The organism is Microbacterium sp. KKR3/1, from assembly GCF_021272365.1.
Classification (GTDB): domain Bacteria; phylum Actinomycetota; class Actinomycetes; order Actinomycetales; family Microbacteriaceae; genus Microbacterium; species Microbacterium aurugineum.
In genome coordinates, this window is sequence record NZ_JAJSDW010000001.1 from 1,874,043 (window position 1) to 1,890,233 (window position 16,191).

Sequence of the window (16,191 nt, forward strand, 5' to 3'; positions counted from 1 at the left end):
GCGACGGAGCGCTGTCCGTCATGCGCGGGTGTCGGCACCTGAGAAGATCTCCTCATGGCCCGCGTCGTCGCCCTCTACCGTCACCCGATCAAAGGGCTCACCTCGGAGCGGCGCGACGCCCTGACCGTGCAAGCCGACGGCCGGATCGCCGGAGACCGCGTTCTGGCGTTCCGTTTCGCGGATGCCACCGAACCGGAGGACCGAGACGGCCTGGACTATTGGCCCAAATCCAAGGGACTCGCGCTTCAGGACTTCCCCGCTCTCGCCGCCCTGCGCACCGGATACGACGACGAGACACGGCGCATGCGGATCGAACACTCCGGCACGGTGCTCGTCGAGGCGGGACTCGACGACGACGGTCGGCGCGAGCTGACCGCAGCCGTGACCGAGTTCGTTCTGGCGAGCCCCGAAGGCCGTCGCCTCCGGCGGCCCGGTCGACTCCCGCTCGTGCTCGTCGGCGATGGGGAGACCTCGCGCTTTCAGGATCGTCCGCGCGGCTACGTCTCGGTGCATGGCCGGGGCAGCGTGCACGCACTGGGTGAAGCCCTCGGGATGAGCGTCGACGACCGACGCTTCCGTTCCAACGTGGTGATCGACGACAGTGCACCCTGGAGCGAGCTCGACTGGACGGGGGAGGTCCGCGTCGGCGGCGTCGTCTTCCAGGCGGCCGGGCCCATCGTGCGGTGCCTCGCGACCCATGCGAACCCGGACACCGGCGTGCGGGATGCCACGGTGCTCACGACCCTCACGGGCTCCTTCGCACAGCCGGAGCCGACCCTCGGACGCCTGCTCCTCCCCGGCTGGACACCGTCGGATCACGGCCAGCCTCACGCGGGCGGCGTGATCCGCGTCGGCGACGAGGTCCGCGTGGGGTGAGCAGGATCCGCGACCGCATGCCGTCGTGATGTCAGCGCTCCCTTTGGCGAGGCCATCTTGCGCCGAGTTCTTGTCATCCCAGGCTTGTGAGCGCAAACATTTTCTGATTTGATGTGCTTGTGATCGACGACGCCCCGGCGTCAGCCCCGGCCCAGGGCGGTCCGCATGAACCTGACCTCGAAGAGGAGAACAGCATGGCAATCACCCCTCGCTTCACCCGCACCGCCGCGATCGTCGCGGTAGGTGCGGTGTCGGCCTTCGGCCTCGCAGCGTGCTCATCCGGCGATTCCGGTGACAGCAGCGCCGGCGGCGACCCCGTCACCATCGAGTACCTGCACCGCCTTCCCGACGGCGAAGGGATGACCCCCACCTCGGAGATCGTCGAGCGTTGGAACGCCGATCACCCCGACATCCAGGTGAAGGCGACGAAGTTCGACGGCAAGTCGAGCGACATGATCCTCAAGCTCGAGACCGACGTGAAGGCCGGCAACGGTCCCTGCCTCGCGCAGACCGGGTACTCCGAGGTGCCGCAGCTGTTCGTCAAGGGACTGCTGCAGGACGTCGCGGACGAGGCCAAGAAGTACGAAGACGACTTCTCGGCCGGGGCCTTCAGCGGCATGAAGGTCGGCGACGCGATCGTGGGCCTCCCGCAGGACACCGGCCCCCTCGTGTACTTCTACAACGAGGCCGAGTTCACGGCGCTGGGCCTCGACGCCCCGAAGACGCTGGACGACCTCACCGCCGACTCCGCCACGGCGACGGCCGCCGGCAAGTACGTCACCGCCTTCACGCCCGACGAGGCGCAGAACTGGCTCTCCGCCCAGTCGGCCGCGGCCGGGGACACCTGGTTCACCACCGCCGGCGACGAGTGGAAGGTCGACGCCGAGGGCGACGGCTCCGAGCGTGTGGCCGCGTTCTGGCAGGGGCTGCTCGACAGCAAGCAGACGCTCGCGACCGAGCGCTGGGGCGAAGGCTTCACCGCCGCGCTCAACGACGGCAGCCTCATCGGCCATGTCGGAGCCGCATGGGAGGCCGGGTTCCTCCTCGACTCGCTCGACGGCACCCCGGCCGAAGGACAGTGGCGTGTGGCTCAGCTCCCCGACTTCGGCGCCGGCGCGATGAGCGGCCCCGACGGCGGCTCCGGCGTCTCCGTGATGAAGGGATGCGAGCACCCCGCCGAGGCCATGGAGTTCAACGCCTGGTTCAACACGCAGGTCGACGACCTCGCCTCCCAGGGTCTCGTCGTCGCCGCCAAGGGCGACGTGGAGACCCCCGAGAAGATGCTCCGTCAGTTCGGCGGTCAGGATGTGCTCGCCGAGCTCGGCACGGCGACCGAGAACCTGAACCCCGACTTCCCGTACGCCCCGGGCTTCTCGACGCTGTCGAAGATGAACGAGACCGCCGCGGCCGCGGTCGCTGGCACGGCGACGGTCGCCGACATCTTCACCACTGCGCAGGGCACCGCCGTGGCCTCGCTGAAGGATCTCGGGCTCCCGGTCGCGGAGTGAGTCGGCGAGAAGGCATCATCGGATGATCGACGGCGGAGTGCACGCGCAATCGTGCACTCCGCCGTCGTCTTGAGGTCGAGAGGCGACACCATGGTCACAGTGACCGAAACACGAGGCGCGACTTCGGCACCGGCGCCGCGCATCCCCGCGGACCCCACCCGCCGACGGCGGTTCGGGACCCGACGCGAGGGTCTCACGGGATGGCTGTTCATGACGCCGTTCGCCGTGCTCTTCGTGCTGGTCTTCCTGGTGCCGATCATCGTGTCGATCCGGTCGTCGTTCTTCGCACAGGTGCCGGCGGGCGGCGGCCTCTACGGCGGCGGCGAACTCGTCGACACGTTCGTCGGCCTCGAGAACTTCGTCACCGCGGCGACCAACGGCGCCTTCTGGACGGGGATGGGACGTGTGGTCCTCTACGCCGCCCTGCAGATCCCCGTGATGATCCTGCTGGCACTCGGTCTCGCCCTGCTGCTGGACTCCTTCATCGTGCGCCGCCCCACGCTCTTCCGGCTCTCGTTCTTCCTCCCCTACGCGGTTCCCGGCATCATCGCCGCCATGATGTGGCTCTACCTCTACACACCCGAGGTCTCGCCCTTCCTGCCCTTCCTCCCGGAGGGCACCGACTTCATGGCCCCGGGCACGATCCTGTTCTCGATGGCGAACATGACGACCTGGACCTATACGGGCTACAACATGCTGATCTTTCTGTCGGCGCTGCAGGCCGTTCCGCGCGACCTCTACGAAGCGGCTCGTCTCGACGGGGCCTCCGGCTTCCAGATCTCGATGCGCATCAAGGTGCCGCTCGTGCGCGGGGCCGCGCTCCTCGCCGTGCTGCTGTCGATCATCGGGACCATCCAGCTGTTCAACGAGCCGGTCGTGCTGCAGGCCGCGAACTCGTGGATGGGCAAGGACTTCACACCGATGATGCTCACCTACAACACGATGATGGGCGAGATCTCGCCGTCCGGCAGCGGTCCGGCCTCCGCCTACTCCCTGCTCATGGCTCTGATCGCGGGTGTGCTCGCGATCGTGTACGCGCTGCTCCAGCGCCGGAAGGGCGACGCATGACCACCACGCGCCTCCTCACCACCGCGACGTCATCGCGACGACGCCCCCGCCGGCCGCGCGACGCGGATGCACCACCTCCGTCGATCGCTCCCACCCCCGTCGCACGCGCATTCGGCATCACCGCCCTCGTCGTCGCGACGCTGTACTTCCTCGTCCCGGTGTACTGGCTCATCGTCGCGTCGACGAAGAACAACACCGACCTCACCTCGACCTTCGGCTTCTGGTTCGCCGACGGCAACCTCGCCGCCAACTACGGCAGCCTGATGGACTGGACCCAGGGCCTGTTCTGGCGCTGGGTCGGCAACTCGATGCTGTACTCCGTGAGCGCCGGCGTCATCGGCACACTGTTCGCCGTGATGGCCGGATACGCGATCGCGAAGTTCGCGTTCCCCGGCAAGCGCCTCGCCGTCGGGGTCATCATGGCCGGGCTCCTGCTGCCGGTCGCGCTGCTGACCGTGCCGCTGTACATCGAGTTCCAGGCCCTCGGCCTGACCAACACCGTCTGGGCGATCATCATCCCCTCGGCGGTGTCGCCGTTCGGTGTCTTCCTCGGGATGGTCTACGCGCAGTCGTCGGTGCCGACCGAACTGCTGGAGGCGGCCCGCATCGACGGCGCCGGAGAGGCCCGCATCTTCTTCACGATCGTGATGCGCCTGCTGGGGCCCGCGATGGTGACGATCTTCCTGTTCATCTTCGTGGCCACGTGGAACAACTTCCTGCTGCCACTGATGATGATCTCCAGCCAGGATCTGAAGCCCGTGACGCTCGGCCTGTACGGCATGGTGAGCTACTTCGCCCCCGACAAGGGAGCCGTCATGCTCGGCGCCCTGCTCGGTGTCATCCCGCTCGTGCTGCTGTTCTTCGCCCTGCAGAAGTACTGGCGTTCCGGGCTCGCCGCCGGCGCCGTGAAGGGCTGATCTTGGTCAGTCGGACGTGACAGGCACCTCGACGGTGCAGTGACCGGAGGCTGCGCGCGCCAGCCTCCGGTCATGCGTGAGCAGCGTGCACCCGAACACGCTCGCGAGCGCGACAGAGGCCGCGTCATAGGCCGTCACGTTCCGGCGCAGCGCCAGCACGTGCGGGATGAGCGGCAGCGTGGGGTGCAGCTCGACGCGGAGCCGCGCGAGGTCGACGGCCGCAGCCTCGAGCGCGGCCAGGAGTTCCGGCACAGTGGGGCGGGACACGATGAGCGCCAGCTCAGACCATCCTGATCCCCAGGGTGCGCTCGCCGCGCGGCGCCAGAGGGCGGCGGCCGGGGAATCGGTAAACCCGATATCGTCCGCCGTCGTGAAGGACGCTTCTTCGTGCACACAGACGACCGGCCCGGAGGGAAATCCTCCAGGCCGGTCGTGTGTCCGCGGGTCGGTCAGCTGTGCCGGCGTCTCCGCAGCCACAGAGCCAGCCCCAGGCCGATCGCCGCGAGGGCCGCGAACGCCGCGCCCGCCCAGATCGCCCCCTCCGCACCGGTGGAGGCGAGGTCACCGCCGCTCCCGGCCGCCGCGGTCACCGCGAGGTCACCCCGCGCCAGCTCGACGCCCTGCGCATCCGTCGCGACGAGCGCATGCGCGCCGGCCGGCGTCGCCGCGGGGATCGTGACGGTGGCGACGGCATCACCGTCGGCCGAGATCGTCACCTCACCTATGCGGACCGGCTCGGAATGCAGCCACAGCTGCACCAGCGCGTCGGGATCGAATCCGCTCAACTGCACGGTCAGGCTCGCGCCGGCGACGACCGATCCGATGGCTGCGGTGATGGTCGCCTTCTTCCCCGGCTTCGCCTTCTTGACCTTCAACGGAGCGCTGGCGAGTTCCGCGCCGGCCGCGTCCTGCACGATCACCCGGTGCGTGCCCACCGAGGCGTTCGTCGGGATCAGCAGTCGCGTCGTCAGCGCCCCCTCCGCATCGACCGTGGCACCGGTCAGCCGGGCGTCGTCGAGCCAGACCGACACGGTGGACTCCGGAGCGAAGCCCGTGAGCGCGATGCCCACCGTTTCTCCCGCCCGCACCGAGTCGGCGTCGAGACCGAGCTTCGGGTCGATCACCGGGTTGCAGCCGCTCAGATCGTCGTCCGGCCGCGTCGCGGGAGCATGACCGCTCTGCGGGGTCGGCGAACCGTACACGGCCATCTCGGCGACGGCCGCGAACTGCGTGCCCGAGATGGACGACGTGGCGGTCACGCGGATGTAGCGCGCCGTGGTCTCCGCGAAGTCCACGTCCTGCCATTCGGCGATGTTCTGCCACTCGCTCGAGACGACGGGGGTGTAGGTCTGCCCGTCGGTCGACACCGCGACCTCATAGCCCTTGATCGGACCGTTCTGGTTGGCGCCGCGGCGCAGGTACGAGATGCCGTCCACCTGCTCGGCGGCGCCCAGGTCGAAGGTCAGCACGTGCGGGTACGACGTCGCCGCCGAACTCCACCGACTGTGCCAGAACGTGCCCGCGTTCCCGTCGAGCATGTTCACGGCCGCACCGTTCTCCCCGGACGTCTCCTCGGAGCTCGCCGTCACGGAGATCTGCGCGTTGGGGATGCGAGCCCGTGAGGACACCGACACCTCCTGCGTGGTCGCGACCGTGCGCACATCGCAGTCCGCGAGGTACGTCGCCGCGATCCCGATGCCGACGGTCGTGCCCGCAGCCTCCGCCGGTGCCGTGACCAGCCACGTGGTCTCTACGCTCTCCCCGGGCTCGACCTTCTCGAACAGGTTCGACGAGTCGTCGGCAACCTCGACCGCGTACCCCTCCGGCACCTCAAGCTGCACGCCGATGTTCTCGACGGCAAGGGACTCGCTGTTGGTGAAGGTGGTCGTGAACGCGGTCTGCGCTCCGGGGCTCAGGACGCCCGCCTCCGCAGACACCGTGGCACACGGGGTGCCGCCGGTCGTCGGGCCGAGGTCTGTGACCGTGAAGTCGTCCAGCACGAAATCCACGTCCGGTCCCCCGACGCGCTCGAGTCCGACCCAGGTGTAGTCGCCGCATCCGACGATCACATCCTGCGAGAACTCCGCCGTCTCCAGCGCCTGCGTGATCCCGGTGCGGCTGAGCGTGGTCGAGGTGACCGTGCCGCCCGCCACCGCATCCGTACCGGTGAGCCAGCGGTAGGCGCCGCTCGCGCCGACCTGGTAGTCGAATCCGATCCGGTACGAGTGCCCCGCCTGCAGCGGAACGAGTGTGGGATCGGTGCGATAGACGACCCCGCTGTTCTCGGAGTGCGACATGAGCGAGTGGTCGCCGGTGAGCGTCGTATCCACCGCGAGCCCCGCGAGTGCACCCGCGTCGAACGGCTTGGCGGTGTTGCGCCAGTCGCTGCTCGTGTACGGATCGTGTCGGCGCGAGATGCTCGTGCGCGGGTCGTCGATGCCGTTGGCGTTCCCCTTCACGAACGGACCCCACCCGGCCTCGTTGCCCTCGAAGTCGTTCGAGTACACCGTGCCGGCCGCGAACGGTGCGGTCGTGTCGCGCGAGACGCGGGCGTTGTCGATCCGGACCTTCGCGTCACCCGCGACGGCACCGACGGACACGGTGACCTCACCGGACGCCGGGGCCAGGAACGACGTCGACCCACGCTGGTAGTACTGACCCGCCTTGGAGTCGGCGCGCATGTAGTTGTACGTCGGAGAGAGGTTCCAGGTGCGGGTCACCGCACCGGAACCGGTGTCGACCGAGACGCTCACATCGCGGGTCGCAGTCGGATCGATCTGCACCTGCGCCGAGAACGCGTACCGCTGCCCGGGGGTGAGCCCGGTCACGGTCTGCGAGATCGACGAGGCGGCCGCACCGAGCACGGCGACGTTGTCACCCCGGGACTCGTTCTTCGCGCTGCCGAGGTCGGTGCGCTCGATCGACACATCGCCCTGGGGATTCCAGACGTCGAGCGAACCGGAGTTGAAGCCCGGGTCGTCGAGACCGGCGTCGTGGTACTCGACCGCCGCGCGCTGGGCGCCGCCCTGCGGCACCACGACGTAGGCCGTGCCCTCGTCTCCGCTGAGCGTGAGCTCGCCGCCTGCTGCATTCACGGTGCCGACCTTGACGCGTCCCTGGTCTCCCAGCTCGAACACGTCGAAGGCGGTGTTGCCTCGGAACGCCTCGGTGAGCCCGAACGTCTCCTCGCCTCCCGACGCCGAATAGAAGTACATCTTGTCGGCGTCGACCGGAGAACCGGCCTCCTCGTTGGAGGACAGCGACTGCCAGGGGAGCAGGTAGGAGTCACCCCGCAGCACCGTGGCGCCGTCCATCGTGATGACCCGGGTACTGCCGTCGATGCGGACGGCGACGTCGTCGGTCAGCGTCGCCTCGGCACCTGCCTCGTACGTGAGCAGGTCGAAGTGCTGGAGGAACTTGGTCGGCAGGCTCTGGGTCCAGATGTTGTCGACGAAGCCGTCCCAGTTGCGGTTTCCGACCCAGCCCTCGGCGTCGACGAGCCGCTGCTGTCCGAGCAGCGCATCGTCGTTCCAGACGTCGGCCTGGCCGTTCTGGATGAAGCGCACCATCGTGGAGTTGATGCCCTTGTTCGTCACCCCGCCGTAGCTGAGGTCGTTCGGCCAGTGCGACCAGACCGTGCTGTCGACGAACTTGTCACCCCACTCGGTGGCGACCTCGAGGTCCATGCTGTTGAGCTCGTCTGCGAGCTCTTCGGCGACCCACCCGTTCGAGTAGTACACGTCGATGTAGACGCCGCTGAGGCCGGGGACCTCGTCCCGCAGCTGCCGGAAGCGGTCGAGCACCCGTCCGGTACCGAGGTCGGTCTGCTGGTTGATGTAGTACGACTGGTCGAGCCAATTCCAGCCCGGCTTGTACGGGGCGGCACCGTCGAGGATCGCGGAGTCGAAGGCATTCGCCTGCGGATAGATCTCGGTGGCGTTGACGTGCACGCTCATGTCGGCGTTGAGCTTCGCGCCCTCGTCGACGAGGGTGTTCAGGTCGGAGAGGCCGCCCGCCCGCTCGTTGTAGTTTCCGCCGTAGTCGGTGTTCGCCGAGTCGTGGCCTTCACTGCCGTAGCCCTTGTTGAGCACCCACTGGCCGAGACCGTCGGTCTGGTTCGCGATGCGCTTGGTGTTGTCGAGGACCAGGTCGAAGTAGTTCGTCGCACTGGAGGCGAAATTGAAGGGGATGCGACTGACCACGCGCTCGGCGACCCGATCGGCGCCGAGACGAGGGGTGTCGACCTCGCGGTAGCGGATCGCGCCGTCCTGCCAGTCGACCTTCGCGTCGCCGTTGCGGTCCGCCGCGAGGAGGACCGTGACCTTCGGAAGGGCGTAGGTGGTCACCCGGCTGTCCACCGCCGTGGTCGGGTGGATCAGCCAGGCGCTGGAACCGATCTCGGCCGTGCGTCCCGCCGCCTCGGTGATGCGTGTGGTCAGGCGCGTGTTCCACGACGCCGTGCCGCCGGAGGCCTGGGTCGTCGCGTTGGTGATCACGCTGCCGATGAGCGCGCCGTTGCCGAGGAAGGCGAAGGCCGCCCCCTTCTGGCCGGTCGCCGTCGAAGCGCTCACCGCGATGTGCTCGTCGACGTTCTTGGTGCTGTCCGGGCTGATCACCGTGCGATCGAGCACCGACCCGGCATCCGCGGCGGTCGCCGAGAGGAAGGCGTTGTCCGGAAGCCCCAGAGTGGTCACGGCTGCCGTCCCCTCGACCGCGGTGACCTCGAACCCGACGGTTCCGTCCTCCGCGACGCGGATGCTGCTGCGCACGGTGACGTCGATGCCCGTCAGCGTCGACACGTAGTCGACCCCGGTGGCGGACGGCGTCGACGTGGTCTCCGACGCGTAGCTCGTGCCGTTCACCGACCAGGTCTTGGCCGAGGTGCGCTGGCCGGCGATGCTCTCACTTCCCACGCGATACTGCGTGATGCGGGGGAACTCGGTCGAGACGACCGCCGTGGTGCCGCCGGCGGCGATCTCGACGGTCCCATCCGTGTACGGCTCCTCCGGCTCGGTGACGATCGGGGGCAGCTCCTCGTCGGAGAGCACCTCGATCTCGCCGGCCCCGCCGCCGGTGGTTCCCTGCGCGTCGATCACGAGCAGGGCCACGTAGCGGCCGTCCTTGGCAGCGTCCAGCGTGATGCGCTGCTTCTCGTCATTCGCGGTCGGAGCGTGCAGCACCGCCGTGCCCGAGGCCGCACCCCATCCGCCGTCGGCCGGCGAGTTGCGGGCGACATCGGGATCGTCCGTCACGTAGACCTCGACCGTCTTCGCAGCCACGGCCTGGCCCCGCTTGACCGAGTAGTCGAGGGCCTTCACCGAGAGGGAGCGCTGCAGGTCGACGACGATCCAGTGCGGGAACGGCGCGTTCGCGGTGTAGCGCGAGGTCCACTGCGTCGCGAAATCGCCGTCGAAGGCGCCGAGAGCGGTGCCGTCGAGCGAGGGCGGCGCCGGGTACGGGTCCGATTCGCTCGACACCGCGTGCAGGCGGTAGTCGGCTTTCGGGACCGGGATCAGCTCGGCGGCCTGCGCGGACGGCGCCTGGGTGAGCACGCCGCCGAAGGCGAGTGCCGTCGCCAGCAGCGAGCTGAGGGCGACGGTAGCGCGGGGCGGTCGGGAAGGTTTCGACACGTCTTGCCTCTCGGTCGAGCGGCGGCCGGGAGCACAGACGCCCCGGTGCGCCGCAGATGATCATCGACGACCCTCATCGATGTTTGCGCTATCACACTAGACGCGTCGATGCCTTAATATCAAGCATCGAGCGAGGAGAAGCGCAAACATTGGTGAGAAGTGCCGTGCATAGATGAGAAGAACAGACGAGAAGAGCCGCCCCACACCCTCGGTGCAGGACGGCTCCCGCGGCTCCCGGATCAGGAACCGATGAACTCCTCGGTCTCCCCGAACGACGGTTCTTCACGGATCTCGACGGCCACCCCGAGGACATCGGTGTCGAGCACGACGATCTCGTTGCGGCCGGCCTTCCACAGCGGCGCCGGCGCGTAGAGCGTCTCCTGCGGACCGACCTTCCAGTACCTGCCGAGGAGGAAGCCGTTCAGCCAGACCATCCCCTTCGCACCACCGGGGAAGGCGAGCCAGGCATCGAGCGGCTCGGCGACGTCGAGGGAGGCGACGGCGACACCATCCGTTGCGTCGGTCGCGTCGGTGGGGAGAGCCGGCGCCTCCTGGGGAACCAGGCGATGCGTCCAGCCGTTCACGAGCCGACGGCCGATCATCACGCCGCGCATGATGCCCTTGCCCTCGCCCGTGTACGGCCCGTAGTTGATCCGTCCGAGGCTCTCGACGAGGATCGTGAGTCGTCCCATCCCCCCGTCGGCGGGCAGAGCGAGAGAGGTCTCACCGTCGCGCTCCAGCACGCCGAGACGCCGCTCGTCGAGGAACACCACGGCACGGTCGTGCAGTCCGTCGACCGTGAGCGTCGCGTCGGCGGGGAAGGACACGTCCGCTTCATACGCGACGAGGCCGTCTTCGGCACCGAGCTCCTCGAACGTACGCGGTCGCGGCGAGACGTCACCGGCCACGGGGAGCGAAGCGATCAGCCCGAGCAGGGATGCGCGCGGCTCGAGCGGCGTGGTCGCCGCGCCCTGCCGCCGCGGCGCACCGGGAACCGGGGGGAGCTCACCCGCATGGAACGGCGCGAACAGCGCACGGAGCGCGTGGAACTTCTCGGTGAGCGTTCCGTCTTCGCCGATCGGTGCGTCCGAGTCGTAGCTGGTGACGGTCGGCTGCAGGACCTGGTCGTGGTTGGCCCCGTTCCAGAGTCCGAAGTTGGTGCCACCGTGCGCCATGTACAGGCTCACCGATCCGCCAGCGGTCAGCAACTCCTCGATCGTGCCCGCGGCGCTCGCGGCGGACCGCACGTGGTGCCGCTCCCCCCAGTGGTCGAACCAGCCACCCCACAGCTCGCTGCACATGAGCGCATCACCCTCGCGGCGCAGCTCCACAGCCCTGGCCACCCCGGTGCCGAACGTGAAGGTCGCCAGGGCACCGGCGACACTGCCGTGCTCGATCATGTCGCCCGTGATGCCGTCGGCGGTGGTGAGCATCTCGACCATCCCGCGGCGGCGGAGCCCGTCCCGCAGGTGTGCGAGGTAGTCGGCGTCACTGCCGAACGACCCGTACTCGTTCTCGATCTGGATCGCGACGATCGGTCCGCCGTGCGAGGCCTGGAGCGGAACGAGCCGGGGGATCAAGCGGTCGTACCAGGCGTCCACCGCGGCGAGGAAGCCGTCATCGCTGGTGCGCAGCGCCGCGACGCGCCCGGACAACCAGGACGGGATGCCGCCGTTGGACCACTCGGCGCAGATGTAAGGGCTGGGGCGGAGGAAGACATCCAGACCCACTTCTCCGGCCAGGCGGATGAAGCGCTCGATGTCACGCCATCCGTCGAAGCGGACGTCGCCCTCGACGCGCTCGTGGAAGTTCCACGCGACATAGGTGTCGACCGTGTTCGCGCCCATCGCCGCGAGTCGGCGGAGACGGTCCTCCCACAGGTCGGGATGCACCCGGAAGTAGTGGATCGAGCCCGCGAGGATGCGGTGCGTGACACCGTCGCGGAGGATCTCCCCGTCGCGCCAGGACAGGGTGGGCGCGCCGATCGGCGTCGCGGTGGCCGAGGCGTCGACGGCAACGGAAGAGCCGTCGAGAGCCGAGGCGAGAAGGTCAGGCATAGCGCTCCAAGCACGAGTGTTTGCGTTCACATTATCGCATCGCCCGACTCGCCGCCTCCTGGATTTACGCCGATTGATCGCTACCATTGAGCACATGTCCCCTCGCCGCCCGAGAGACGACCGCGCCCCGAGCCAGGTCGATGTCGCCCAGCTCGCCGGAGTCTCCACGCAGACCGTCTCCCGCGTCATGTCCGGGCAGGACAACGTGCGCCCCGACACCGCCCGCCGTGTCCTGGCGGCAGTCGAGGAGCTCGGCTACCGCGTGCACGCCGCCGCCGCCTCGCTCGCCTCCGGTCGCACTCGCGTATTGGGCGTGATCGTGGTCTCGACGGACCGGTACTCGTCGGCGGCGCTCGGTGTCGGCATCCAGCAGGCGGCCGCGGCCAATGGATACACCGTGTCGACGGCGGCCGTCGCGGACCATGCCTCGGCTGAAGCGTTCCTGGAGGCCTTCGACCGACTGGAGCGTCAGGGCGCGGAAGGCATCATCCTCGGTGTCCCGGTCGAACTCGAGAGTCCGGCGATGCGGACGCGCACCGAGCGCACGCCCGCGACCCGCAGCGAACGCACCTCCCTGGACGAGGACGCCCCCCTCGCGGTCGACCAGCGCGCCATCGCCCGCCTCGCCGTCGAGCATCTCCTCGACCTCGGGCACGAGACCGTGTGGCACGTCTCGGGCGACGACTACTGGACCGAGACACAGCAGCGCAGCGAGGCCTGGGAGCAGACGCTCCGCGATCGGGGCATCGTGCCGCCGCCGTTGATCCCCGCCGACTGGACACCCGAATCCGGCTACCGCGCCGGGCGCACGATCGCGGCCATCCCGGAGGCTACCGCGGTCTTCGTCAGCAGTGACGAGATGGCGTTCGGTCTGATCCGCGCCCTGCACGAGGCCGGTCGCAGTGTGCCGGAGGACGTCTCGGTGGTCAGCGTGGACGACATCGCTCTCGCCGCGTACGCCTCCCCCGCGCTCACGACCGTCCGCCAGCCCTTCGAGGCGATGGGCCGTGCGGCCGCTCTCCGGGTCATCGCACAGATCGAGGGACATGAGGCGGTCGGCGAGATGCCCTCCACCGAGCCGCAGCTCATCGTGCGCTCGTCGACGGCCCCGCCCCGCTCGGCGCGCTCGGCGCACGAGGCGCACTAGGCGCACGTTCCAGGGCCGCAGCCTGTTCCAGGCCCGCACAACCTGATGGAGATCTCACGGAAAGAAGGAGCGTACTGAGCAAAGCCTCCTTCGTTCCGTGAGATCTCCTTCGAAACGTGTGCCAGCATCCACCGCCACCACCGGCGCCACCGGCGCAGCCACCGCAGCCACCGCACCTCCGCGCCGCAGCCCGCTCCGCACGCTCACCAGCGGCCGTGCCGGCGCTCCCACTCGTCCTCGACGGTGCGGCGACGCCCTGCGACGACGCCCGCGGGGATCACGACGACGAGCACACCTGCGATGACGAGGAGCGGGATCTGCCAGCCATCGGTCGTCTCGTGGAGCAGCCCGATCAGCAGCGGGAACACCGCGGCGATCGCGTAGCCGATGCTCTGCACGAACCCGCTCAACGCGACGGCGCTCTCCGGCGTACGGGCACGGATGCTGAGCAGGACCAGGCTCAGCGGGAACATGATGGCCGTGAGACCGAAGATGCTCACCCACAGCGGCAGGGCCACGGTGGGGACGAGCAGGAGGCCGGCGAGCCCGACCAGTCCTCCGGCGACGGCCACGAAGAAGAGGGGACGTGTCGCCTGGAACCGGACCACCAGGATCGGCACCAGCAGTGAACAGGGCAGACCGATCAGCGCGAACAGCGACAACAGGAAGCCCGCCGTCGCCGGGCTGACCCCGCCGATGTCGACGAGCATGGTCGGCATCCACGCGAACGAGACGTACGCCATGGTGGAAGATGCCCCGAACACGAGCGCGAGTGCCCAGGCGAGCGGCAGTCGCCACAGGCGGGCGAAGTGCCTGCGGTTCGCCGGAGTGGTCGAGATCGGACCGGTCGCGACGGCCACCGCATCCTGCACGTCGTTGGCACCGTCCGTGGGATCGGGGACGAGGAGCTCCGTCTTCATCGGCGCGTCCGCGCGAGCCCGATTCCCCAGCAGCAGCGCGACCCAGGGCACCAGCGCGATTCCGGCGACGATGCCCCACATGCCGAGCGACACCCGCCACCCGAGCGAATCGGCGACCGGAACCGCGACGAGCGGCGGCAGGAAGGTCGACACCGCCATCGTGGTCGAGTAGATCGTCATCATGATCCCGAGGCGGTCGGGGAAGTACTTCTTCACCAGCGGGGGAAGCAGCACGTTGCCCGAACCGACCCCCGCGAACACGACCGCGGTCGCCGCGAGCAAGGTGGTGGAGTCGATGGCGAGACCGCGCAGCAGCAGCCCCAGAGCCATCAGGGTGATCGCGGCGACCGCCATCCGCTCCAGGCCGAAGCGCCGCTCGAACAACGGCGTGAGCAGCCCGAAGATGGCGAAGCAGACCGGAGGGGCGGCACCGATCAGCCCGATGATCACCGGCGAGACGGGAAAGTCCTCGGCGACATGGTCGATCACCGGAGACAGGGAGGCGACCGCCGAGCGCAGCGAGAACGCCACCAGGACGATCCCCACGAGTGCGAGAGCCCGACCCTGCCACAGCGGTCGAGCGCCCGGCATCGTCATGAGGTCTGCGACCCCTCCACCCAGGCCAGGTATTCGTCGGAGACCGTGCCGGTCACGTACCGGCCGTCGAAGCAGCTCAGGTCGAGATCCGTGAGGGCCGACCCTTCGATGATCGCCGCCTTGAGGTCGTCGACCTCCTGGTACACGAGGTGATCGCAACCGAGTTCCTCGGCGATCTCGGGGATCGTCCGCCCGTGGGCGATGAGCTCGTGGCGTGAGGGCATGTTGATGCCGTACACGTGCGGGTGCCGCACGGGAGGCGCCGCGGAGGCGAAGGTGACCGAGGCGGCACCGGCATCCCGCGCCATCTGGATGATCTCCTTGGATGTGGTCCCGCGCACGATCGAGTCGTCGATCAGCAGCACGTTCTTGCCCTGGAACTCGGTGGACATGGCGTTGAGCTTCTGACGCACGCTCTTCTTGCGCACCGCCTGCCCAGGCATGATGAAGGTCCGGCCGACGTAGCGGTTCTTGTAGAAGCCCTCGCGGTACTCGATGCCGAGCTTGCGGGCGACCTCCATCGCGGCGGGACGAGAGGAGTCGGGGATCGGCATGACCACGTCGATCTTGTCCATCGGCACGTGCTTGGCGATGGTGTCGGCCAGACGGTCGCCCATCCGCAGGCGCGACTCGTACACCGAGATGCCGTTCATGACCGAGTCGGGGCGCGCGAGGTAGACGTACTCGAAGGCGCACGGCGCGAGCGTCGCGGCCGGGGCGCACTGCTTCGAGAACAGCTCCCCGTCATTGGTGATGAAGACCGCCTCACCGGGCTCGACCTCACGGACGACGTCGTAGTCGCCGTTCTCGAGCACGAGTGACTCGCTCGCGACGACCCACTCATCCTTGCCCTCGGCGCCGGGGACCGTCGAGGGGCGACGACCGAGGATCAGCGGGCGGATGCCGAACGGGTCGCGGAAGGCGAGCAGACCGTAGCCGGCGATCACGGCGATCACGGCGTACGCGCCCTCGATCCGCTCGTGCGTGCGGGCGACGGCCTCGAAGACGCGCTCGGGGTCGAGGTCGACGGCCGAGGTCGTGTTCTGCAGTTCGCCGGCGAGCACATTGAGCAGCAGCTCGGTGTCGCTGGACGAGTTCAGGTGGCGGCGGTCGCGCTTGGCCATGTCGGCCGTGAGCTCGCGGGTGTTGGTGAGGTTGCCGTTGTGGATGAGGATGATGCCGTACGGCGCGTTCACGTAGAACGGCTGCATCTCCTCTTCATTCGAAGCCGTGCCCTTGGTCGCGTAGCGCACATGGCCGAGGCCCACGTTGCCGAGCAGCGCGCGCATGTCACGGGTGCGGAACGCCTCACGGACCATGCCCTGCGCCTTGGCGTTGTGCATCACGCCGTTCGCTTCGGCGGTGGCGATGCCCGTCGCATCCTGGCCGCGGTGCTGCAGCAGCAGGAGTGCGTCGTAGATGTCCTGATTGACCGGGGCAGAGCCCACCATTCCGACGATGCCGCACATGG

At 68.8% G+C, this 16,191-nt stretch carries 10 protein-coding genes; 5 read left to right on the plus strand and 5 right to left on the minus strand.

Annotated elements, in window-relative coordinates:
* The first annotated feature begins 54 nt into the window (after positions 1–54).
* The 4 genes from LVJ59_RS08980 to LVJ59_RS08995 all read left to right on the plus strand — a co-directional run bounded on the left by LVJ59_RS08980 (position 55) and on the right by LVJ59_RS08995 (position 4,369).
* Entirely contained in the window at positions 55–876 is an 822-nt protein-coding gene (locus tag LVJ59_RS08980) for an MOSC domain-containing protein (RefSeq protein WP_232762740.1), read from the plus strand.
* Positions 877–1,070: 194 nt separating this feature from the next.
* Positions 1,071–2,384, plus strand: a complete 1,314-nt coding sequence (locus LVJ59_RS08985) for an ABC transporter substrate-binding protein (protein ID WP_232762741.1) — start codon at positions 1,071–1,073, stop codon at positions 2,382–2,384.
* A 90-nt stretch (positions 2,385–2,474) separates the two neighbouring features.
* On the plus strand, positions 2,475–3,452 hold the full coding sequence (locus LVJ59_RS08990) for a carbohydrate ABC transporter permease (protein WP_131492091.1): 978 nt from the start codon (positions 2,475–2,477) through the stop codon (positions 3,450–3,452).
* The gene (locus LVJ59_RS08995) at positions 3,449–4,369 is read left to right on the plus strand and encodes a carbohydrate ABC transporter permease (protein WP_232762742.1); all 921 of its coding nucleotides are present in this window, start codon (positions 3,449–3,451) and stop codon (positions 4,367–4,369) included. The genes LVJ59_RS08990 and LVJ59_RS08995 overlap by 4 nt, the downstream gene beginning before the upstream one ends.
* 6 nt (positions 4,370–4,375) lie before the next feature.
* Here the strand turns inward: LVJ59_RS08995 and LVJ59_RS18170 are convergent, their stop codons facing one another.
* The 3 genes from LVJ59_RS18170 to LVJ59_RS09010 all read right to left on the minus strand — a co-directional run bounded on the left by LVJ59_RS18170 (position 4,376) and on the right by LVJ59_RS09010 (position 12,056).
* On the minus strand, positions 4,376–4,846 hold the full coding sequence (locus LVJ59_RS18170) for a type II toxin-antitoxin system VapC family toxin (protein ID WP_374199058.1): 471 nt from the start codon (positions 4,844–4,846) through the stop codon (positions 4,376–4,378).
* Positions 4,819–9,999, minus strand: coding sequence for an endo-alpha-N-acetylgalactosaminidase family protein (locus LVJ59_RS09005; protein ID WP_232762744.1), 5,181 nt, complete (start codon positions 9,997–9,999; stop codon positions 4,819–4,821). Before LVJ59_RS09005 ends, LVJ59_RS18170 begins: the two co-directional genes overlap by 28 nt.
* A gap of 239 nt (positions 10,000–10,238) precedes the next feature.
* The gene (locus tag LVJ59_RS09010; RefSeq protein ID WP_232762745.1) at positions 10,239–12,056 is read right to left on the minus strand and encodes a beta-galactosidase family protein; all 1,818 of its coding nucleotides are present in this window, start codon (positions 12,054–12,056) and stop codon (positions 10,239–10,241) included.
* Between the two features lie 94 nt (positions 12,057–12,150).
* Here LVJ59_RS09010 and LVJ59_RS09015 point away from each other — a divergent pair, with 94 nt between their 5' ends.
* A complete protein-coding gene (locus LVJ59_RS09015) occupies positions 12,151–13,203 on the plus strand; it encodes a LacI family DNA-binding transcriptional regulator (protein WP_232762746.1) in 1,053 nt (350 codons plus the stop codon).
* A gap of 203 nt (positions 13,204–13,406) precedes the next feature.
* Here LVJ59_RS09015 and LVJ59_RS09020 read toward each other — a convergent pair whose 3' ends face one another.
* Positions 13,407–14,720, minus strand: a complete 1,314-nt coding sequence (locus LVJ59_RS09020) for a CynX/NimT family MFS transporter (RefSeq protein ID WP_232762747.1) — start codon at positions 14,718–14,720, stop codon at positions 13,407–13,409.
* Positions 14,717–16,189, minus strand: coding sequence for an amidophosphoribosyltransferase (gene purF, locus LVJ59_RS09025; protein WP_047522956.1), 1,473 nt, complete (start codon positions 16,187–16,189; stop codon positions 14,717–14,719). Before purF ends, LVJ59_RS09020 begins: the two co-directional genes overlap by 4 nt.
* Between the last annotated feature and the right edge of the window lie 2 nt (positions 16,190–16,191).

Coding starts and splice junctions, on each gene's coding strand:
- LVJ59_RS08980 (WP_232762740.1), top strand. CDS start 55: ATGGCCCGCGTCGTCGCCCTCTACCGTCACCCGATCAAAGGGCTCACC.
- LVJ59_RS08985 (WP_232762741.1), top strand. CDS start 1,071: ATGGCAATCACCCCTCGCTTCACCCGCACCGCCGCGATCGTCGCGGTA.
- LVJ59_RS08990 (WP_131492091.1), top strand. CDS start 2,475: ATGGTCACAGTGACCGAAACACGAGGCGCGACTTCGGCACCGGCGCCG.
- LVJ59_RS08995 (WP_232762742.1), top strand. CDS start 3,449: ATGACCACCACGCGCCTCCTCACCACCGCGACGTCATCGCGACGACGC.
- LVJ59_RS09010 (WP_232762745.1), bottom strand. CDS start 12,056: ATGCCTGACCTTCTCGCCTCGGCTCTCGACGGCTCTTCCGTTGCCGTC.
- LVJ59_RS09015 (WP_232762746.1), top strand. CDS start 12,151: ATGTCCCCTCGCCGCCCGAGAGACGACCGCGCCCCGAGCCAGGTCGAT.
- LVJ59_RS09020 (WP_232762747.1), bottom strand. CDS start 14,720: ATGACGATGCCGGGCGCTCGACCGCTGTGGCAGGGTCGGGCTCTCGCA.
- purF (WP_047522956.1), bottom strand. CDS start 16,189: ATGTGCGGCATCGTCGGAATGGTGGGCTCTGCCCCGGTCAATCAGGAC.